Below are 19,033 nucleotides of genomic sequence, written 5' to 3'. Positions count from 1 at the left end.
GCGGTATGCGCCCTAACCGGCCTGTGTGCTCAGCTCGATGACCGCACCGTCCGGCCCGAGCTCGAGCACCCGCACGGCCAGCGTGCCCTTCTCCGAGCCGAACCGGACCGAGCCTGCCGGCCCGACCACGCCCAGTCCGTCGCCGGTGGGCCGGTGCACCCAGAACGCCACCGCGAAGGGCCCGACCGACGACACCGAGAGCCCGGTGGGGCCTGCCCGGCCGTCGAGGGGGATCTGCACCGGGCCGGTGATCCGCAGGGTGCAGTTCCCGTCGAGGCAGCCCGCCACATCGACGTTGCCCGGCGGCTGAGCCGATGCGGTTGCGGGCGGACCGATCAGGCCCAGCGCGAGCGCGGTGAGCAGGGCGGCTGCGGCGGTGGGACGGCGCACGCCCCGACGCTAGATCACCACCGGCGCGGCGGCTGCCCGGATGACCCGGTCGGGGGGCACGATGGGGTGCATGACCGCGAGCCTCCTGCCCTATGCCCCCGCGGTGACGGGCGCGGTGCTGCTCGTCGTGCTGGTCGTCGGCGTCCTATCCGGGCGGGCGAAAGGCAGGTGGACGCTGCTCGCGGCAGGCATCGTGGTGATCGTCGCCGTCGGCGTGGTGCTCACCGCGGTCGGCGGTGGCCCGGTGACCGAGGATCCCGGCGCCGAGCTCACCGCGCTCTTCACGATCACCCTGCCGCTCCTGGTCGCCTATGTCGCGGGGTGGCTCGTGGTCCGCGGCGGTTGGCTGCGCCGGTTCCTCGTCATCGCGATCAGCGCGCTGCTGCTCGTGGCCTTCCCGTACGCCGCGGCCGGGCAGGCCACGGCGGACGCGTTCCTCAGCGGCCGCTGACTCGCCGCTCACAACTCGCGTGCCGGCCCCCGACCGCCGGGATAGCGTGAGCCGCGTGCTGACCGCGCTGGACTCCCCGATCGTGTTGGCGCCGATGGCCGGTGGCCCCACCACCCCCGACCTGGTCGCGGCGGTGTCCGAGGCAGGTGGGTTCGGCTTCCTCGCAGGCGGCTACCTGGACGCGGGTGCGCTCGGTGCCGCCATCGCCGCCGTCCGGGGGCGCAGTGCGCGCCCCTTCGGCGTGAACCTGTTCCTGCCCGGCGAGCGCCGTGACGCCGGGGTCGCCGAGTACCGGGAGCGGCTCGTCGCCGCTGGCCTGCAGCCGGGGGAGCCGGTGTGGGACGACGACGGGTACCCGGACAAGCTCGCTCTCCTGCTCGCCGACCCGGTGCCGGTGGTGTCGTTCACGTTCGGCTGCCCCGAGCCGGATACGGTGTCCCGGCTGCACGCGGTCGGCAGCGAGGTGCTCGCCACGGTGACGAACCCCGACGAGGCGCGGCAGGCCGCCGCGGTGGGCGTCGACGGGCTCGTCGTGCAGGGCATGGAGGCGGGGGCGCACCGGGGTGTGTTCGCCAACGACCCCGCCGATCCGGCGGGCGGGCAGCTGTACGGGCTGCTCGCGCTGCTGCGGCTCGTCGCGGCGGCCGTGGACATGCCGCTGGTGGCCACGGGCGGCATCGTCGACGGCTCCGGTGTCGCCGCAGCGCTGGCGGCGGGCGCGGTGGCGGCCCAGCTCGGCACCGCGTTCCTGGCCTGCCCGGAGGCCGGCACGAAGCCCGCACACCGCGCCGCGCTCGACGATCCGGACGTCCCCGCGACGGCGATCACCCGCGCGTTCACGGGGCGCCCGGCGCGCGGCATCCGCAACCCGTTCCTGGACGAGCACACCGCCGCGGCGCCGGCCGCCTACCCTCAGGTGCACCACATGACACGACCGATCAGGGCCCACGGCGACCCGGCCACCACGAACCTCTGGGCCGGGCAGGCCTACCCGCTCGTCCGGCCACTGCCGGCGGCGGAGCTGGTGGCGATGCTCCTCGCGGAGGCGCGCGAGGCCGCGACGCTGGCCGCGGGGCGCCTTGCGACGGGCGTGTCGCGATGACGGGCCGGGTCGAGTCGGTCAACGTCGCCCACGTGCGCAGCGACATCGACACGCGCGCCCCGGACGGGCGCACCGGCATCGACAAGCGCCCCGTCGACGGCCCCGTGCTGCTCACGGCCGCCGGCGTGCAGGGCGACACGATCTGCGAAACGAAGCACCACGGCGGCCCGGACCAGGCCGTCTACGCCTACGCGGCCGAGGACCTCGCGTTCTGGGCGGCCGAGCTCGGGCAGGAGTTCCGCCCCGGTGGCGTGGGCGAGAACCTCACCGTGTCCGGCGTCGACTGCACCGGCGCGGTGCTCGGCGAGCGCTGGCGGGTGGGCGAGGCGGTGCTGCAGGTGCGCAGCTCCCGCACGCCCTGCCGGGTGTTCGCCGGGTTCCGCGGGGTGCCCGACCTCGTCAAGCGGTTCATCGCCGCCGGTCGGCCAGGGGCGTACCTGGCCGTGGAGCGCGCCGGGCTGGTGCGCGCCGGCGACACGGTGGAGCTGCTCGACCGGCCGGATCACGGTGTGACCGTGGCCGACCTGATGGCGGCGTCCACCGTGGCGCGCGAGCGGGCACCCGAGGTGGCCGTGGCCCGGGAGTACATGGGGGTGCGAGACCAGGCCTGGCTGGATCGGGCGTTGGAGCTGTTGGGGTCGTAGGTCGGGGGATCTCAGGGGTCGGGGCGGGGGGTCGGGGGATAGTCGGGGGTCGGGGGATCTCGGGGGTCAGACGGGCTGGCTCGCCAGTGCCTCGAGAAGCTCGGCGAGCTGCGCGCGTTCGGGGGTGTGGGGTGGACCGAGCGCTTCGCCCGCCCGGCGCTCCACGCGGCCGCACACCCGCTCGACGACGGCGCGGCCGTCGCCCGCGAGGTGGACGAGCACGCGCCGGCGATCGACGGGGTCGGTGCGCCGGTAGGCCAGCTGCGCGGCGACGAGGCGGTCGACCACGCGGGTGGCCGTCGGCGCCGGCAGAGCGGTGTGCGAGGCGATCTCGCCCATGCTCCGTCCGCCGCCGCGGGCCAGCATCAACAGCACACGCCAGCCGTCGCGGCTCACACCCTCGGCCGACGTGACCGGCGAGAGCGCGGTGGCGACCGCACGGTCCAATCGGTCGAGCAGCTCGACCAGACCTGTCATCCGCGGCGCCGAGGCGGCGTATCCATTCCCCGGCGCCATTCGACTTGGTGGCTCAGACACGGTCACACACTGTACGTCCTGAGAGGGCCGATAGGGGTTCTCAGCAACCTGAATCGCTAGACGAGTGGACGATTCAGCGCGATAAACGGCTTCATCGGGTGAATACGATCTTCCCGGACGTGTTCCCATCGAGCATCGCACGGAAGCCCTCGGCGGCCCGATCCATCGTCAGCTCGAGCCCGATCTCGGGCGAGATGCCGGCGTTCTCGACGAAACGCAGCAGGTCAACGAGCTCCTGGCGGGTTCCCATGGTCGAACCGACGACGCGCAGCTGGAGGAAGAACAGCCGCTGCAGGTCGGCTCCGGGGTTGGGCCCACTGGTGGAACCCGAGACGACTATCACTCCGCCCGGCTTGAGCGCGCGCATCGAGTGCGACCACGTGGCGTCACCGACCGTCTCGAAGACCGCGTCGACGCGCTCGGGCAGCCGCTCGCCGGACGGGAACGTGGCGTGGGCTCCGAGCCGCTCGGCGACCGCCCGCTTCTCCTCCGTGCGGCCGGTCACCCAGACCCGCATCCCCGCGGCCCGGCCCAGCTGCACCAGCGCCGTCGACACCCCGCCGGAGGCGCCCTGCACGAGCATCGTCTGCCCGGGCTTCAGCCCGGACTTCGTGAAGATCATGCGGTAGGCGGTGAGCCACGCGGTGCCCATCACCGACGCCTGGACGGGCGTCAGGCCGGCCGGCTTCGGCACGACGTTGCGCGCCGGCACCACCACGGTCTCGGCGAACGTCCCCTGGTGCTTCTCGGTGAGCAGCGTGCGCTTGGGGTCCAGGGTCTCGTCCCCGTCCCATGCCGGGTCACCGATCACGGAGTGGACGACGACCTCGGTGCCGTCATCCAGGGTGCCGGCGCCGTCACACCCGAGGATCATCGGGAACTGCTCCGGCTTGATCCCGACCCCGCGCAGGGTCCAGAGGTCGTGCATGTTGAGGCTCGCGGCGGTGACGGTCACGGCCACCCAGCCGTCGGGCACCTCGGGTGCGGGCCGCTCGCCCACGGTGAGCGAGTCGAGCGGAGCGTCGGCGTTGGGCTCTGCGGCGTAGACGGCGAACATGGCGCGAATCTAGTGCCGTCGGCCTGGGTCTACTGTGTGAGTCGTGTTGCGGGCCGTGGCGGACTGGTGGGATGCGGTCGAGCTGTGGCTCACGCAGCTCCCGTTCGGGTTCCAGGTCCTGCTCGCCACCGTCGTGCTGGTGCCGCTGTGCTGGGGCACCGCGGTGCTCTCCGATCGCGTGGTGGACGCCGCGGCCGCTCGGTTCGCCGCCCGCCGGGCCGCCCGGCGCGAGTGATCACCGGGCGCCCGTCACTGTGACGGGCGTCTCACCGCTAAGCGTGGTCTCAGTTCGCGAGTTGCTCTCAGCGTCGCCACAGCACTCACCCATCAGGGTGGGCGCAATACCCGATGCGGCCGCTTCGGGTGACCCGGCGAGCGGAAGGGCCCATGACGATCGTGCAGGAGCACCGCGTTCCGACCCGTGACCGTGCGTCCCAGGTGCGGTCGGGTCTTCTGCGCGGATGGCGAAGCCCGCAGCACCGCGACGGGTTGGCGCTCGTGCTCAGCTCCGGCCTCACCTCGGGGCTCGGGCTGCTGTTCTGGATCCTGGCCGCCCGGCTGTACGACCCGGCCACCGTGGGCGTGAACAGCACCGCCCTGTCGGCGATGACGCTGCTGGGTACGGCGGCGCAGCTCAACCTGGGCAACGCGCTGCTGCGCTTCGTACCCGTCGCGGGCCGCCACGTCCGCGCGCTCGTCGTGGGCTGCTACGCCGCCGCCATCGCCGCGGCGGCACTGGCCGGTGCGGTGTTCGCCCTCGGCGCCTCGTGGTGGGCGCCCGAGCTGCACGCCGCGTTCGGCGGGTCGGAACTGCTGGCGTTCTTCACGCTGTCCACGCCGGTGTGGGCGATGTTCGTGATCCAGGACTACGTGCTGCCCGCGCTCAAGAAGGCCACCCTCGTCCCGGTGGAGAACCTCGTGTTCTCCGTGCTGAAGATCGTGTTCCTCGGCGGGGCGGCCGCGCTCGGGATGTGGAGCGGGCTGGCCGTCTCCTGGGCCGCGGCGACCGCGGTGATCGTCCTGATCGTCACCGTCTACCTGGCGCGGGTGCTCCCGCGCTCCGAGGGGCGCGCCGACGACGCCGGCCCGGCACCGGCAGCCGTCACGGTGCGGGACGTCGCATCGTTCGTCCGGGCCGACTACGCCGGCACCGTGTTCCTGCTCACCGCGGTCTTCGGGCTCCCGCTCGTGGTGTTCGCCCGCCTCGGCCCGGAGGCCGCCGCGGTGTACGGCATCACCTGGCAGATCGCCTACGCCCTCTACCTGGTCGTCAACGGCATGGGGCAGTCGCTGGTGGCCCACGTCGCCGCCGACCCCGACCGGCTCGAGGCGGCCCGCCACAGCATGATCTGCAAGGCGATGGCGCTGCTCGTCCCGGCCGTGCTCGTGATCGCGGCGGCGGCGTACCCGCTGCTGTCGCTGTTCGGCGCCCACTACGCCGACGAGGGCAGCCTGCTGCTGGCGTTGCTCGTCCTGTCGGCCGTCCCGAACGCCGTCACCTGGTCCGCCGTCTGGGCCGCGCGCGTGCGCCGGGACGGGCGGATCCTGTTCGGGGTGCCGGCGGCGGTGACGACGGCGGTCATCGCCGGGAGCTGGTTCCTCATGCCGGTCATGGGCGTCGTCGGCACCGGGGTGGCGTGGCTCGGCGCCCAGAGCGTCGCGGCGGCAGGTGTGCTGACCGTGCGCGCCGTGATGAAGAGGCGGCTACGCTTGCAGCGTGCGTAGATTCTCGTGCCTGAGCTGGTGGCCGTCCTAGGACGGCCGTCTTCCCACGCACGAATCAGGGCCGTCCCGCCGGGGCGGCCCTGATCTCTTCGGGGTGCTCCGTCAGGCGGTCCTGACGACTCTTCGAGGAGCTCCCGTGACCCCCATCAGTTCCGACACCGTGCTCGCCGCACAGCGCCGCAGCGCCGAGCTGGAGACCCGCATCGCCCAGGACCCGTCGGAGTTCAGGATCCTGACCGGCGATCGGCCGACCGGGCCGCTGCACCTGGGCCACTACTTCGGGACGCTGGCCAACCGCGTGCGCCTGCAGCAGCTCGGCGTCGAGCTGTTCGTGCTCGTGGCCGACTACCAGGTGCTCACCGACCGGGACATCGCCGAGAACCTGCCCGAGCACGTCGACGGCCTGATCGCCGACTACCTGGCCGTCGGCATCGACCCCGGCAAGAGCACGGTGTTCGCCCACAGCGCCGTGCCCGCCCTCAACCAGCTGCTGCTGCCGTTCCTGTCGCTGGTGTCGGTCGCCGAGCTGCAGCGCAACCCGACGGTCAAGGAGGAGATCGAGGCGTCCAGGAGATCCTCGGTGAGCGGCCTGATGTTCACCTACCCGGTGCACCAGGCCGCCGACATCCTCTTCTGCAAGGCCGACCTCGTGCCGGTCGGCAAGGACCAGCTGCCGCACCTGGAGATCACGCGCACCGTCGCCCGCCGCTTCAATGAGCGGTACGGGCCGGTCTTCCCGATCCCGGACGCGCTGCTGTCACCGGTGCCGCACCTCCTGGGCCTGGACGGGCAGAAGATGAGCAAGAGCCGCGGCAACGCGATCGCCCTGTCGCTCACCGCCGACGAGACCGCCCGCCGGATCCGCAGCGCCAGGACCGACTCCCGGCGCCGCATCACCTACGAGCCCGAGACCCGCCCCGAGGTGGCCAACCTGGTCCGGCTGACCGCCCTCTGCCAGGACCGCGATCCGCACGAGGTGGCCGAGGAGGTCGGCGACGGGGGAGCGTCGGCCCTCAAGCGGCTCGCCGTCGAGGCGGTCAACGAGTTCCTGCGGCCCATCCGCGCCGGCCGGGCCGCCCACCTCGCCGACCGCGCCCACCTGCGCCAGATCCTCGCGTCGGGCAACGAGCGCGCGGCCGCCATCGCGGACCAGACCCTTCGGGAGGTCCGCGCCGCCATGAAGACCGCGTACTGAAACCGGCCCTCAGGCCGCTGTGCCCACCGCGGCGGCCAGAGCGGACAGAGTCTCCGAGCACCCGGCGTCCACCCGCACGGCGGCGAGCTCGTCGCCCCGGGTGGCACCCCGGTTGACGATCACGACCGGGACGCCTGCCTTGTGCGCGTGCCGCACGAACCGCAGGCCCGACATCACCGTCAACGACGAGCCGGCGACGAGCAGCGCCGCCGCGGCGTCGACCATGGCGTAGGCGCGGGCCACCCGCTCGCGTGGCACGTTCTCGCCGAAGAACACCACGTCGGGCTTCAGCACGCCGCCGCACCCGGTGCACCGGGCCGGCCGGAACCCGTCGACGGCGGCGAGCTCGGCGTCGCCGTCCGGGGCGGCCTCGACGGCGGTGCCGGCCGCCTCGACGAACCCGGGATTGAGCGCGGTGAGCCGCTCCTGCAGCTCGGCGCGGCTGCTGCGCCTGCGGCAGTGCACGCAGACGACGTCGGCGATGCGGCCGTGCAGATCGATCACCGCCCGGCTCCCGGCCTCCGCGTGCAGGCCGTCGACGTTCTGGGTGATCAGCCCGTGCAGCGCCCCGCACCGTTCCAGGGCGACGAGCGCGCGGTGGCCTGCGTTCGGCGCGGCTCGCGCCATGCGGGCCCACCCGACGTGGCTGCGCGCCCAGTACCGCCGCTGTGCGGCCTCGCCGGAGAGGAACTCCTGGTAGGTCATCGGGGTGCGCCGCGGTGAGCCCGGACCCCGGTAGTCGGGGATGCCGGAGTCGGTGGACAGGCCGGCACCGGTGAGCGCGACGATCGGGAGGCTCGCGAGCACGCCGACCGCGCGGTCGAGCCCCGGCGCTTCCAGCAGATCCACGCGTCCAGGCTAACTGTCGCGTTCGTGCAATACGGCCGTCGCGGCGGCGCGCATGCTCGAGGCATGGATTCGGCAGACCAGCTGCGACAGAGCATCGACCTGGCGGTCGCGACGATCCGCGACGCCGACCTCGCCCGCTTCGACGACCCGTCGCCGTGCGCCGACTACACGGTCCGCGATGTCGTGAACCACCTGGCGTTCGGGTTCCTGCTCGCCCACCGCTCCGGCGCCCGCGAGCCCTGGGACCCGTCGTGGAACGGGGAGGACCGCACGCCCTACCTCGTCGGGCTGCCCGAGGAGAAGTGGGCGCAGGGCTGCGCCGACGAGGCCGCGGCCGCCGCGCGGGTGTGGACCGACCCCTCCGCGTGGCAGGGGGAGGCGAGCATGGGCGGCGCGGCCATGCCTGCGGCCGCGATCGGCTCGATGATGACGGCCGAGTTCGCCGTGCACGCCTGGGACCTGGCCGCCGCCACCGGCCGGTCCGTCGACGTCCCCGAGGCACTCGGTGCCGCTGTGCTCGAGGGAGTACTGGCGATGGCGCCGTCGGGGCGCGAGGGCGGCTGGTTCGGACCCGAGGTCACGGTGGCGGCCGACGCGCCTGCGTTCCACCGGGCCCTCGCGGCGTCCGGTCGTGATCCGCGGTGGACGCGATGACCCGGCAGGCTGTCCCGATGGACGTGCGTGAGGTCAACAAGCGGGTGATCGAGCAGTTCCGGGCGGGCGGCGAGGTCGACGGCATGCACCGCGAGCGCCTGGTGCTGCTCACCACCACCGGCCGGCGTAGCGGTGAGCCCCGCACCACCCCGATGATGTTCCACCGCGACGGCGACCGGGTGCTCGTGATCGCCTCCAACATCGGCGCGCCCCGCCACCCCGACTGGTACCTGAACCTCGTGGCCGACCCGGAGGTCACCGTCGAGGTGGGCGACGAGTCCGGTGCTGCCCGGCGTGCCGTGGCGCGGGCGCTCGAGGGCGCCGAGCGCGAACCGGTGTGGGAGATGCTGAAGGCGACCTATCCGTTCTTCGCCGAGCACGAGCAGAAGACGACGCGCACGATCCCGGTGGTCGCGCTGCTGCCGAGCACGGAGGGCTGACCGCGCCCGCGCAGCGGGCGCGGCACCGAGCACCGAGGCCCGGCGCACCGCTTGCCGGACGATGCAACCGTGGTTACATTGGCCGCGTGCAATGGGTGCTGCTGAACTACCGGATGCCGCGGGAGCCGTCCACGCCGCGGATCGCGGTGTGGCGCCGGCTCAAGAGCCTCGGCGTGGCGCAGCTGGGCGACGGCCTGGTGGCGCTCCCGGCCGACGCCCGCACCCGGGAGCACCTGGAGTGGGTGGCCGAGGACGTCGAGCAGGCAGGTGGGTCGGCCATGCTCTGGACCGCCGAGCCGGAGTCGGTGACGCACGAGCGGCGGATCGCGGCGGAGATGGCCGCGGCGCGTGCGCAGGAGTACCGGCAGCTGTGCGAGCAGGCCGCCTCAGCGGACGCCGGCCTGCGGCGGCTGCGGGCGGAGCTGCGGCGCATCGAGCGACGCGACTACTTCCCGCCGCCGGAGCGGGAGATGGCCCGCGCCGCGGTGCAGGCCGTCGACGACCCCGCCGCCAGGGAGCGGGCATGAAGTGGGCGACGCGGCGCGGCGTGCACATCGATCGGGCGGCCACGGCGTGGCTGATCCGGCGGTTCGTCGACCCGGAGCCGGAGTTCGTCTTCGTCACGGGACCAGACGACGTGCCTGCGGACGCGCGGCCGTTCGACATGCGCGGTGTCGAGCTCGGGCACCAGGTGCACGAGGGCCTGCAGGAGTGCACGTTCGAGACCGTCCTGCGGCGCTTCGAGCTCACCGACCCGGTGCTGTGGAAGCTCGCCGAGGCCGTCCACGAGGCGGATCTCGAGGACGACCGGTTCGACGCCCCGGAGGCCGCGGGGCTCGATGCCGTGCTGCGCGGCCTCTCGATGACCGTGGACGACACGACCGTCCTCGCGGTGACGGGCCCGATCTTCGACGGGCTCTACGAGTACTACAAGCGAGCGGTGCTGCTCGGCCGTCCCCCCGCTTAGGAGATCGACTTGGCTTCACCCGCTGGCGAGCGCACCGACGTCGTCCCGTTCCGGTCGGCCGTGCGGGCCTGGTTCGCGATCTCGCTGCAGACGTTCGGCGGCCCTGCCGGGCAGATCGCGGTGATGCAACGGGCGCTGGTCGACGACCGGCGCTGGATCAGCCAGCGCCGCTTCTCCCACGCGCTGAACTACTGCATGCTGCTACCCGGGCCGGAGGCCCACCAGCTGGCCATCTACGTCGGCTGGCTGCTCAACGGGCTGCGCGGCGGGCTGGCCGCCGGGGTGCTGTTCGTGCTGCCCGGGATGATCGCCCTGCTCGCGCTGTCGGCGATCTACGTCGTGTTCGGCGACACCACCGTGGTCTCCGCGCTGTTCACCGGACTCGGCGCAGCGGTCGTCGCGATCGTGGCCCAGGCGCTCGTGCGGGTGGCAGGGCGTGCGCTGACCCACCGGGTACTGGTCGCGGTGGCGGTGGCGGCGTTCGTCGCGCTCGCGGTGTTCGGGGTCCCGTTCCCGGTGGTGATCGCGGTGGCCGCGTTCGTGGGCTGGCTGGCCGGGCGGCGTTTCCCCACGCTGACCGGCAGTAGCTGGCACGGTTCCGCGGACGGCGGGCCCGCTCCGCTGGTCGCGGACGACGCGTTGCACACCGAGGCCCCGTCGACGGCGAGGACGCTGCGGATCCTCGCGATCGGGCTCGCCGCATGGACGGCGCCGATCGCCGTGGTCGCCCTCGTCACCGGCCTGTCGAGCGTCTACACGACCCAGGGGCTGTTCTTCGCCGGCACCGCGCTCGTCACGTTCGGCGGCGCTTACGCCGTGCTCGCGTTCGTCGCGCAGCAGGCGGTGCAGGCCTACGGCTGGCTGACCGCGGGGGACATGGTCCGTGGCCTCGCGCTCGCCGAGACCACGCCGGGCCCGCTGATCATGGTGGTGCAGTTCGTGGCGTTCCTGGGTGCCTACGCGGCACCCGGCCCGTTCACCCCGTGGGTGGCGGGCGTGGTCGCCTCGCTGCTGGTGACGTGGGTGACGTTCGTGCCGAGCTTCCTGTTCATCTTCCTCGGCGCCCCCTACGTCGAGCGCCTGCGCGGCAACCGCGCCCTCGCAGGTGCGCTCGCGGGCATCAGCGCGGCCGTGGTGGGGGTCATCGCCGACCTCGCCGTCTACTTCGCGATCAACACACTGTTCGCGCGGACGATCGAGGTCGATGCCGGCCCGCTCGCCGTGCACCTGCCCGACCTCGCGACGCTGCGCCCGGCGCCGCTGGTGATCGCCGCCGTGGCGGCCGTGCTCGTGTTCGCCGCGCGGTGGTCCGTGCTCCGCGTGCTCGGGGTCAGCGCGCTCATGGGCCTGGCATGGGCTGCTGTGGGCCTGGTGACCGGCGTCGGCATCTAACGCCGACGCCGGTCACGAGCCCGCCTGACCTACGCCGTCCGCCGCTGCGCGGCCTCGCGCAGAGCCGGCCCGGACATCTCCGCGAGGTGCCAGTCGACGGTGCGGGCGATCCCGGTCGGCAGGTCCACCTTCGGCTGCCACCGCAGGTGCTCGACGGCCGGCCCGATGTCCGCGACCAGGTCGCGCTCTTTCGCGCGGTCGGGTAGCCGGCCGAAGCCGGGCGGGACGCTCGCACCGATGGTGTCGGCGATCAGGGCAACGGTGTCGCGGATCGAGTGCACGGCTCCGGAACCGACATCGAGGACCTTTCCGGCCGCGCCGGCCTCGGTCGAGGCGGCGAGGAGGGCGTCGACCACGTCGTCGACGTAGACCCAGTCCACCCGGCGGCGTCCGCTGCTCAGCTCGGGTGCGACTCCGCGCAGGAGGCTGTCGATGACGTAGGGCACCAGTCGCTTGCGGTTGGGCTCGTCCGGCCCGTAGACCATGGCCAGGCGCAGCACGGTGACCGGCAGGTCCCACAGGTCGCGGAACAGCTCCGCGTACGCGGTCGCGGCGACCTTCGACGCGGCGTACGGCGACCGTGCGCCGTCGCCGGCGGCGGCGATCTCCTCGATCGAGCCGGCGAGCACCGCACGGCAGCCGGGAACGGCGGCCGAGGCCGTCATGACGTGGACGGCGCTGAGCAGGTTGTCGGCGAGCATGGGGACGACGACGTCGAGCGCGCGCGTTCCGGCGGCCCGGCTCGCGAGGTGCACGACGACGTCGGGTCGGACCTCGCGCACCACCTGCTGGGTGGCGGCCAGGTCGGACAGGTCGCACATCCACCAGCGCGGCCCGGGCTCGAGGGAGCGTCCGGCCCGGGTCGTCGCGTGGACGTCGGCGCCCATGGCGAGGAGTCGACGGATCAGGTGGCGGCCGATGAAACCTCGACCGCCGGTGACGAGGTAGCGCATCCGCTCCGGACGGTCTGGGCTCGGCGGATGCGGTGCGGTGGCATGGGACAACGGCATGACAAGTCCTCGGAGGCGCAGCGCGCGCTCGGCGCGCAGGGTGGCCGGGCCCCGTCGGGCGGACGCAAGGGAGTCCGGTGGAAGGACGCGGGGTCCGGAGGGATCAGCGGGGGAGCGGGGCCGGTGGGCCTCTCCGTGGAGCACGGGCCGCCCAGCCGCGCAGCCGGCGAAGGCTTGATCCGAGCGGAGACGTGCGGACCCGGACCTGCACCGGCTCGGAGGGCTCGATCGGCTCGGTGAAGAGCAGCCGCACCGGGTCGAGGACGGAATCGAGGAGCCCGTTGCACCGGGCGAGAACGGCGAAGATCGCGATCAGGGTGCCGGACAGCACGATCTGAACGGCGGCGGTGGGGGCGTCCGCTGCCAGGACGTGCAGCAGGCCGTGCCCGGTGTGTTCCACGCCGGACGTGGCGAGCTTGCCGACCCCGTGCAACGCCGGCTGCAGGGCCACGACGCCGACCAGCGCGGCCGCCAGGCCCGCCGCACGTCCGTGGAGGCGCAGCCACAGCACCGCGGCGATGGCCACGACGAGCGCGAGTCCGAGCGTGTGCGTCGGATGCTCGTCGCCTGCGAGGTCCCAGGCGATGGCGAGCCCCACCGCGACAGCCGCCGCTGCGGTCAGCACGAACCGCGGGCCGGTCCCCATCTCGGAGACGGCCGGGTGCTCCGGCGCGCTGACCGCGAACTGCCGCATCGTCGAGAGTGTGCCTCACGTTCCTGTGACGGCGCTGAACGAGGAAACCTCTCGGCCGCTCGGAGGACATCTGACGGCCACCAGGACGTCACCTTCGACAGGCGCTGAACGGCCGGCCCTGACGAGGGCCTGCGTTCGTGATCTTCTTTCACCGAAACCACAGGGAGCGCCCGCAAGACTCTCTGCGTGAGTTCGCCGTCCGGGACCGGGATCCGCACGTCGGCCGGTCCGTCGCCGTCCGTCCCGTCTCGGCGCCGTCGGGTGCGCCTCGGCGTCGCGGAGATCGGATTCGTCGGGGTCGGGTTGCTGACGGTGCCCGATCTGCTCGGCATCGACAGAGTCACCCCGTTGGCGCAGCTGGTGTCGTTCCGGCCGTACGTGCTCGTCGGGGTGGCGGCGCTCGTTGTGGTCCTGGTCGGGCTCTCGTGGCGCAACCGGCGGCTGCTCCTGCCCGCGGTGGCGCTGTTGGTCGTCCTGGCCGTGGGTGTCGTGATGACCGTCCCGCGAACGCGGGCGGAGCCGTCGCCGGTGGGTGGGCGGCCGTTGACCGTGCTGGCCGTCAACGTGTTGGACGGCGCGGCGGACGTCACCGCGCTGGCGGAGCTCATCCGCGACGAGCGGCCCGATCTGGGTGCGCTCATCGAAGTCGGCCCGTGGTACAGGGATCGGCTCGCGCCGCTGGTCGAGCCGCTGGGCTACCGCTTCGTCACCGCGACCGGGACGGATTCCGACGGCGTCACCGACGTCTTCGGCGTTTCGGCGCTCGTCGCCGCGCACCTCGGCGACGTGACGGTCACCATCGACGAGTCGAGGCCGTTCCCGAGCGTGGGGATCGCGGGCGGTGGGCTGGGTGCGATGCGGTTCGTGGCGTACCACGCGGTGGCGCCGCGCCCCGGTGACGTCTCGCAGTGGAGCACGGATCTGGGCGAGCTGACGCGGTACTGCGCAGGCGGCACCCCGACGATCGTCGCGGGGGACTTCAACGCGACGTTGGACCATTCCCGGCTGCGCGAGGTCACCGCAGGCTGTTCCGACGCCGCCACTCAGCGCGGGCAGGGTCTGGCGCCCACCTGGCCGGCCTGGATGCCGGACTGGTTCGGCGCGCAGATCGACCACGTCTTCGTCACGCCCCCGATCGCCGCCGAGGAATTCGCCGTTCGCGAACTGGCCGGGAGCGATCACCGCGCCGTGCTGGTCCGGCTCCGCGTCCCGCAGTGAGCAGATCGCCGATCCCGGAGGGCTGACCTCGCTCGCACACCGATTGCGGTGCCGGCACTTCGGTGACGGCGGCCCGTGCGCTGGACTCGTCCACGACGGAGACCTTCCTGATCACAGTGTCGGGGGCAGGCCCAGCCATGGCTTGTCGGAGGCGGCGAATCCGGTGAGCTCGGCGATCTTCCCGTCGTCGATGTGCAGGACCGCGATGGCGAACAACCGGTACTCCGGGTCGTCGGGGGTGCGGAGGTACAGCGCGGCGGCCGGCATGCGGTTGACCGTCGTGGTGATACCGCGCCAGTCGTCGTGGCCGCGCTGGAAGAGCCCACCGGAGACCCAGCCGTCCACCGCGTCCTCGGCCGTCATGAGCACGGTGCCCATGTCGGGCAGCATCGCGAAGCGCAGCTCGTCGCGCAGCAGGGACATCAGCCCGTCGAGGTCGTTGCGCTCATGGGCGTCGATGTACGACTTCACCACGCCGCGCTCGTCATCCGACAGCTCGTGGGTGGCAGGGCTCCGCCAGTCGAGGCGGCGGTCGGGCAGCTGCTCGCGCATCGTCACGCGCGCCCGCTGCAGTGCGCTGGTCACGGATGCGACGGTCAGCTCGAGGGCGTCGGCGGCCTTCGACGCCGGCCAGCCGACGACGTCGCGCAGGATGAACACCGCCCGCTGCCGCGGCGGCAGGTGCTGGACGGCGACGATGAACGCCAGCTCGATCGTCTCCCGCGCCACCACCGATTCCTGCGGGTCCTCGGGGAGCATCCGGTCGGGGTACGGCTGCAGGTACAGCACCTCGGAGCCGGGGTCCGGCAGCTCGGACGGCACGGGTGTGCGGTCGTCGCGCTTCTCCAGGAAGTCGAGACAGGCGTTCGTCGCGATCCGGTACAGCCAGGTCCGCAGCGCAGCGTGGCCCTTGAACGACTCCCGCTTGTTCCACGCTCGCAGGAACGTCTCCTGCGTCATGTCCCGGGCGTCCTCGTAGTTCGCGAGCATCCGGTAGCAGTGCACCTGCAGCTCACGCCGGTGGCGCTCCGTGAGGAGTGCGAACCGCGCCGTGTCGTCCGAGCGGACCGCCGCGATGAACGTGGCCTCGTCGGCGCCCGGCAGTCCGGTGTCGGTCATGGTCATCAATCCTCGGGTTCCGTAGTACTGGGGAAGATCGGGCGGAGATGGCTCATCCAGCTGGTCGGAGACCTCCTCGTCGACCACCGACGCGCCGACCGCCGAGGGTCGCGGTGAGCACGCCAGAAAGGATCTCGACCTGGCCTCACGAGCCGAGCATTCGGCCAGTGCTCATCGCCTCGTCTCGTATCGGGTCAGCACCACGCCGCCGGGAAACGTCCGCGTCTCCACCAGGTTCAGGTTCACCCAGCTGTCCAGCGCCGTGAAGAACGGCGTGCCGCCGCCCACCATGACCGGGTGGGTGGCCAGGGCGTACTCGTCGATCAGCCCGGCCCGCATGGCAGCTCCGGCGAGCGTTGCGCCGCCGATGCTCATCGGGCCGCCGTCCTCGGCCTTGAGCCGGGTGATCTCGGCGACCGCGTCGCCGGTGACCAGGCGGGTGTTCCAGTCGACCTCGTCGATCGCCGAGGAGAACACCACCTTCGGCGTGTCCCGCCAGTTCCGCGCGAACTCGATCTCCGCGGGGGTGGCGTCGGGCTGCTGGTCGCCGGTGGGCCAGTAGGAGCTCATCGTCTCCCACAGCTTGCGCCCGTACAGCGACAGATCGCTCGCCAGCTCCTGGTCGAGCCACCACTGGAACAGCTCGTCGCTCGGCGGCCCGCTCCAGCCGATGTCGTCGCCGGGCGCGGCGATGTAGCCGTCCAGGGTCACGTTCATGCCGAAGATCAGTTTCCGCATCGTGCAGCCTCCCGTGAGTCGATCTCACACGTACAGACGGGCGCGGCGCGAAAACCTAATCTGTGCGCGATCTGCGTCCGCAGGTGGTCCTCGCGTTCCGAACTCAGCACGGCGTACTCGGCCGGACCCGAAGTCGGTGCGAGTGACCGAGCGGTTACTCCGCCTGGGCCCAGGACGGGCGGCGCTTCTCCGCGAAGGCTCGCATGCCCTCCTGCCCCTCCTCCCCGGCGAAGTGCCGGGCGGACAGCTCCTGCATCTCGGCGAACTGCGCGCCCAGCGCGGTGGGGCGCTCGCGGCGCAGCATCTCCTTGGTGGCGGCCAGCGCCCCCGGGGCGCCGAGCCGCAGCATCTCGACGTACCGGTCGACCTCCGCGTCGAGGTCGACCGCCGGGACGGCGCTGTTGATCAGCCCGATCCGCACGGCGCGTGGCCCGTCGAACGTCTCGCCGGTGAGGAACAGCTCGTGGGCCGCGCGGGGCAGCAGCCGCGGCAGCACGGTGACCGAGATGACCGCGGGCACCACGCCGACCCGCACCTCGCTGAACGCGAAGGTGGCCTCCTCGGCCGCCACCGCGATGTCGCACGCGGCCACCAGGCCGACCCCGCCCGCACGCGCCGGGCCTGCCACCCGGGCGACGACCGGGGTGGGGGAGGCCCAGATCCGTTCCAGGATCGCCGGGATCTCGTTCACCCCCTGGTTCTGCGCCCCGGCGCCGCGCGACTCCTTGAGGTCCATCCCCGAGCAGAACACCCGGCCGGTGTGGCCGAGCACGATCACGCGCACGCCGGAGTCGTCGATCGCCGTCTGCAGGTGCGCGAGCAGCTCCCGGCGCACCTGGGCGGAGAGCGCGTTGCGGTTGTCGGGGGAGTCGAGCGTGATCGTGGCGACGCCGGCGGCGACGTCGAGGTGCACCAGCTCCGTCATGCCGGGACCGTATCCCGCGCGTCTCCCTCATCGGTGTACGCGCTCGCCTGGAGCGTGAAGAGCTCCCGGTAGGTGCCCCCGCGGGCGATCAGCTGCTCGTGGGTGCCGTGCTCGATCAACCGGCCCTGCTCCAGCACCAGGATCTGGTCGGCGTGCTTGACGTTCGCCAGCCGGTGCGTGACGAGCACGGTGATCCGGTCGCCGCGCGTGCCGGCGAGACCGCGCAAGGCGGCGAACACGGCGTGCTCGGCCCGGGCGTCGAGGGCGGCGGTGGGCTCGTCGGCGATCACGACGGGTGCGTCGCGGTAGAGCCCGCGGGCCACCGAGAAGCGCTGCCACTGCCCGCCGGACAGGTCGCGCCCACCCTGGAACTCCCGCGACAGCACCGTGCTCCACCCGCCGGGCAGCTCGGCCACGACCGCGTCGGTGCCCGACCGGGCGGCGGCATCGGCGAGCCGGGCGCCGCCGGGATCGGGCCGATCGAGGCGGCCGATGCGGACGTTGTTCTCCGCGTGCATCGGCCAGCGCAGCGGGTCCTGGAACACCACGGCGACGCGCTCGTGCAGCTCGCGCTGGTCGACCGTGGCGATGTCGACGCCGTCCCACGAGACCGTGCCGGATTCGGCGAGGTAGAGCCCGGTGATGAGCTTGGCGAGCGTGGACTTGCCCGACCCGTTCTCCCCGACGAGCGCGATGACCTCGCCGCGGCGCAGCGTGCAGCTGACGCCGTTGACCGCCTGCTGCTCCTGCCCCGGGTAGCGGAACGAGACGTCGGTGAGGGTGATCTCGGCCGGATCCCCGGGCAGCCGTCCCGCGGCGGGCGGGCGGCTGCGGCGCCGGGTCTCGTCGAGGCAGGATCGGTACAGGTCGAGGTAGAAGCTCGCCTCGTAGAGGTGGTTGATCTCGTAGATCGTGTTGGCGACGGACTGCCCGGCGGTGCGCATGGCCAGCGCGGCGGCGCCCGCCAGCGCCAGTGGCATGCCGCCCGCGTAGAGCAGCAGGGCGAGCACGCCGTACGCCAGCCCGGTGCCGACACCCGACACCGTGCGCCCGACCAGCTGGACGACCGCACGGTCGCGTTCGAGGCGCACGGCCTCGGCAGTGATCAGGTCGCTGATCCGGCGGTGCTCGCCCAGCAGCACCGGCTGGGTGGTGAACGCCCGCACCTCTGCCGCGGGGTCGCGTCCGGTGATCAACATCCTCGTGACGGAGCTGCGGCGGCGGGCGGACGTCATCCGCACGAAGGACGCGAACATCAGGCGGGCGGAGCGCACGGTGGCCCAGCCCCGCGGCAGGGCCGCGAGCAGCACCACCGGGGCCAGCACCGGGTGCAGCACGCCCGCGCTGACGACGGCGGCCGAGACCGAGACGAGGCTGGCCATCAGATCGCCGGTGTCCTGGGCGCAACTCCTGATCCGCGACGGCCCCTCCGAGGAGGCCCGCTCGACGAGCTCGGTGAAATCGGCGTCGTCGAACGCGGCGAGGTCCACGCGGAGCACCGCGGCGTGCAGGTCGTCCTGCGCCCGCTGCTCGACCCGGGGCACGAGCGCCCCCTGCACCGCGGCCACCGCGGCGTCGAGCAGGCCGCGCGCCGCCCCGGCCGCGACGACCGTGGCGATCGCGGGCAGCGCCGCCACCACCCGCTCCGGCGTGGGCCCCTGCGCGAGCAGCTGGGTGAAGACGTCGGCGGTGGCGAGGAGCCCGAACGCGGTGACCGCGCCCGCGGCGAGCTGCACGACGCCCGCGAGCAGCGTGAGTGGCGGCGACGCCCGCCAGGCCCACCGGACGGCGAGCGCCACTGTGGCCGGCACCTTCGCGGCCACCGCGCGCAGGCCCGCGTTCGCCGTGGCTGCGTAGCCCTCGGCCCAGCGCGGGGTCTCCATGTCCTCGACACCGATCAGCGGCTCGCCCACCCGCCCCACCCCC

The 19,033-nt window shown here is 73.0% G+C and carries 22 protein-coding genes; 12 read left to right on the top strand and 10 right to left on the bottom strand.

Annotated features, from left to right (window positions below; all coding sequences use genetic code 11):
- Nucleotides 1-12: 12 nt before the first annotated feature.
- Nucleotides 13-390 (bottom strand): hypothetical protein, encoded by a 378-nt coding sequence (locus FHX44_RS03715; protein WP_147254176.1) that lies wholly within the window; start codon nt 388-390, stop codon nt 13-15.
- A gap of 70 nt (nt 391-460) precedes the next feature.
- Here FHX44_RS03715 and FHX44_RS43065 point away from each other — a divergent pair, with 70 nt between their 5' ends.
- The 3 genes from FHX44_RS43065 to FHX44_RS03700 are packed head-to-tail and all read left to right on the top strand — an operon-like array spanning nt 461 to nt 2,587.
- A complete protein-coding gene (locus FHX44_RS43065) occupies nt 461-841 on the top strand; it encodes a hypothetical protein (RefSeq protein ID WP_147254175.1) in 381 nt (126 codons plus the stop codon).
- A 55-nt stretch (nt 842-896) separates the two neighbouring features.
- On the top strand, nt 897-1,943 hold the full coding sequence (locus tag FHX44_RS03705) for a nitronate monooxygenase (RefSeq protein ID WP_147254174.1): 1,047 nt from the start codon (nt 897-899) through the stop codon (nt 1,941-1,943).
- Nucleotides 1,940-2,587, top strand: coding sequence for an MOSC domain-containing protein (locus FHX44_RS03700; RefSeq protein ID WP_147254173.1), 648 nt, complete (start codon nt 1,940-1,942; stop codon nt 2,585-2,587). The genes FHX44_RS03705 and FHX44_RS03700 overlap by 4 nt, the downstream gene beginning before the upstream one ends.
- Nucleotides 2,588-2,653: 66 nt before the next feature.
- On the opposite strand, the gene FHX44_RS03695 is transcribed toward FHX44_RS03700, so the two are convergent.
- Both FHX44_RS03695 and FHX44_RS03690 read right to left on the bottom strand, forming a co-directional pair.
- Nucleotides 2,654-3,064: a MarR family winged helix-turn-helix transcriptional regulator gene (locus FHX44_RS03695; protein WP_170308756.1), complete on the bottom strand. Its 411-nt coding sequence runs from the start codon at nt 3,062-3,064 to the stop codon at nt 2,654-2,656.
- A 151-nt stretch (nt 3,065-3,215) separates the two neighbouring features.
- Nucleotides 3,216-4,181 (bottom strand): quinone oxidoreductase family protein, encoded by a 966-nt coding sequence (locus tag FHX44_RS03690; RefSeq protein WP_147254171.1) that lies wholly within the window; start codon nt 4,179-4,181, stop codon nt 3,216-3,218.
- Between the two features lie 43 nt (nt 4,182-4,224).
- On the opposite strand from FHX44_RS03690, the gene FHX44_RS03685 reads away from it, so the two are divergent.
- The 3 genes from FHX44_RS03685 (at nt 4,225) to trpS (ending at nt 7,101) form a co-directional block, all read left to right on the top strand.
- Nucleotides 4,225-4,416 carry a hypothetical protein gene (locus FHX44_RS03685; RefSeq protein ID WP_147254170.1) on the top strand — a complete coding sequence of 64 codons (192 nt, stop codon included), beginning with the start codon at nt 4,225-4,227 and terminating at the stop codon, nt 4,414-4,416.
- Between the two features lie 152 nt (nt 4,417-4,568).
- Nucleotides 4,569-5,906 carry a lipopolysaccharide biosynthesis protein gene (locus FHX44_RS03680; RefSeq protein WP_147254169.1) on the top strand — a complete coding sequence of 446 codons (1,338 nt, stop codon included), beginning with the start codon at nt 4,569-4,571 and terminating at the stop codon, nt 5,904-5,906.
- A 136-nt stretch (nt 5,907-6,042) separates the two neighbouring features.
- Complete coding sequence (gene trpS, locus FHX44_RS03675; protein WP_147254168.1) at nt 6,043-7,101, top strand: tryptophan--tRNA ligase; 1,059 nt, start codon at nt 6,043-6,045, stop codon at nt 7,099-7,101.
- Nucleotides 7,102-7,110: 9 nt separating this feature from the next.
- Here trpS and FHX44_RS03670 read toward each other — a convergent pair whose 3' ends face one another.
- On the bottom strand, nt 7,111-7,950 hold the full coding sequence (locus FHX44_RS03670) for an NAD-dependent protein deacetylase (RefSeq protein ID WP_147254167.1): 840 nt from the start codon (nt 7,948-7,950) through the stop codon (nt 7,111-7,113).
- 63 nt (nt 7,951-8,013) lie between these two features.
- Between FHX44_RS03670 and FHX44_RS03665 the strand changes: the two genes are divergently transcribed.
- From FHX44_RS03665 to chrA, 5 genes are all read left to right on the top strand, one after another.
- Nucleotides 8,014-8,604, top strand: coding sequence for a TIGR03086 family metal-binding protein (locus FHX44_RS03665; RefSeq protein ID WP_147254166.1), 591 nt, complete (start codon nt 8,014-8,016; stop codon nt 8,602-8,604).
- Nucleotides 8,601-9,044: a nitroreductase/quinone reductase family protein gene (locus tag FHX44_RS03660; RefSeq protein WP_246170193.1), complete on the top strand. Its 444-nt coding sequence runs from the start codon at nt 8,601-8,603 to the stop codon at nt 9,042-9,044. Before FHX44_RS03665 ends, FHX44_RS03660 begins: the two co-directional genes overlap by 4 nt.
- 86 nt (nt 9,045-9,130) lie before the next feature.
- A complete protein-coding gene (locus tag FHX44_RS03655; protein ID WP_246170192.1) occupies nt 9,131-9,571 on the top strand; it encodes a Chromate resistance protein ChrB in 441 nt (146 codons plus the stop codon).
- The gene (locus FHX44_RS03650; protein WP_147254165.1) at nt 9,568-10,011 is read left to right on the top strand and encodes a chromate resistance protein ChrB domain-containing protein; all 444 of its coding nucleotides are present in this window, start codon (nt 9,568-9,570) and stop codon (nt 10,009-10,011) included. Before FHX44_RS03655 ends, FHX44_RS03650 begins: the two co-directional genes overlap by 4 nt.
- A 9-nt stretch (nt 10,012-10,020) precedes the next feature.
- Nucleotides 10,021-11,403 (top strand): chromate efflux transporter, encoded by a 1,383-nt coding sequence (gene chrA / locus FHX44_RS03645; RefSeq protein ID WP_212612311.1) that lies wholly within the window; start codon nt 10,021-10,023, stop codon nt 11,401-11,403.
- Nucleotides 11,404-11,432: 29 nt separating this feature from the next.
- On the opposite strand, the gene FHX44_RS03640 is transcribed toward chrA, so the two are convergent.
- Nucleotides 11,433-12,413, bottom strand: a complete 981-nt coding sequence (locus tag FHX44_RS03640) for an NAD-dependent epimerase/dehydratase family protein (RefSeq protein ID WP_147254164.1) — start codon at nt 12,411-12,413, stop codon at nt 11,433-11,435.
- Between the two features lie 103 nt (nt 12,414-12,516).
- On the bottom strand, nt 12,517-13,107 hold the full coding sequence (locus FHX44_RS03635) for a hypothetical protein (protein WP_147254163.1): 591 nt from the start codon (nt 13,105-13,107) through the stop codon (nt 12,517-12,519).
- Between the two features lie 186 nt (nt 13,108-13,293).
- Here FHX44_RS03635 and FHX44_RS03630 point away from each other — a divergent pair, with 186 nt between their 5' ends.
- The gene (locus FHX44_RS03630) at nt 13,294-14,325 is read left to right on the top strand and encodes an endonuclease/exonuclease/phosphatase family protein (protein WP_147254162.1); all 1,032 of its coding nucleotides are present in this window, start codon (nt 13,294-13,296) and stop codon (nt 14,323-14,325) included.
- Between the two features lie 111 nt (nt 14,326-14,436).
- On the opposite strand, the gene FHX44_RS03625 is transcribed toward FHX44_RS03630, so the two are convergent.
- From FHX44_RS03625 to FHX44_RS03610, 4 genes are all read right to left on the bottom strand, one after another.
- Nucleotides 14,437-15,444: an RNA polymerase subunit sigma-70 gene (locus tag FHX44_RS03625; protein WP_147254161.1), complete on the bottom strand. Its 1,008-nt coding sequence runs from the start codon at nt 15,442-15,444 to the stop codon at nt 14,437-14,439.
- A gap of 171 nt (nt 15,445-15,615) precedes the next feature.
- On the bottom strand, nt 15,616-16,182 hold the full coding sequence (locus FHX44_RS03620; protein WP_147254160.1) for a dihydrofolate reductase family protein: 567 nt from the start codon (nt 16,180-16,182) through the stop codon (nt 15,616-15,618).
- Between the two features lie 154 nt (nt 16,183-16,336).
- A complete protein-coding gene (locus FHX44_RS03615) occupies nt 16,337-17,107 on the bottom strand; it encodes an enoyl-CoA hydratase-related protein (RefSeq protein ID WP_147254159.1) in 771 nt (256 codons plus the stop codon).
- Nucleotides 17,104-19,020 (bottom strand): ABC transporter ATP-binding protein, encoded by a 1,917-nt coding sequence (locus FHX44_RS03610; protein ID WP_246170191.1) that lies wholly within the window; start codon nt 19,018-19,020, stop codon nt 17,104-17,106. Before FHX44_RS03610 ends, FHX44_RS03615 begins: the two co-directional genes overlap by 4 nt.
- Nucleotides 19,021-19,033 lie beyond the last annotated feature (13 nt).

The sequence above is a fragment of the Pseudonocardia hierapolitana genome (genome assembly GCF_007994075.1).
GTDB classification, from domain to species: Bacteria; Actinomycetota; Actinomycetes; order Mycobacteriales; family Pseudonocardiaceae; genus Pseudonocardia; species Pseudonocardia hierapolitana.
This window is presented reverse-complemented; position numbering and strand designations above follow the sequence as displayed.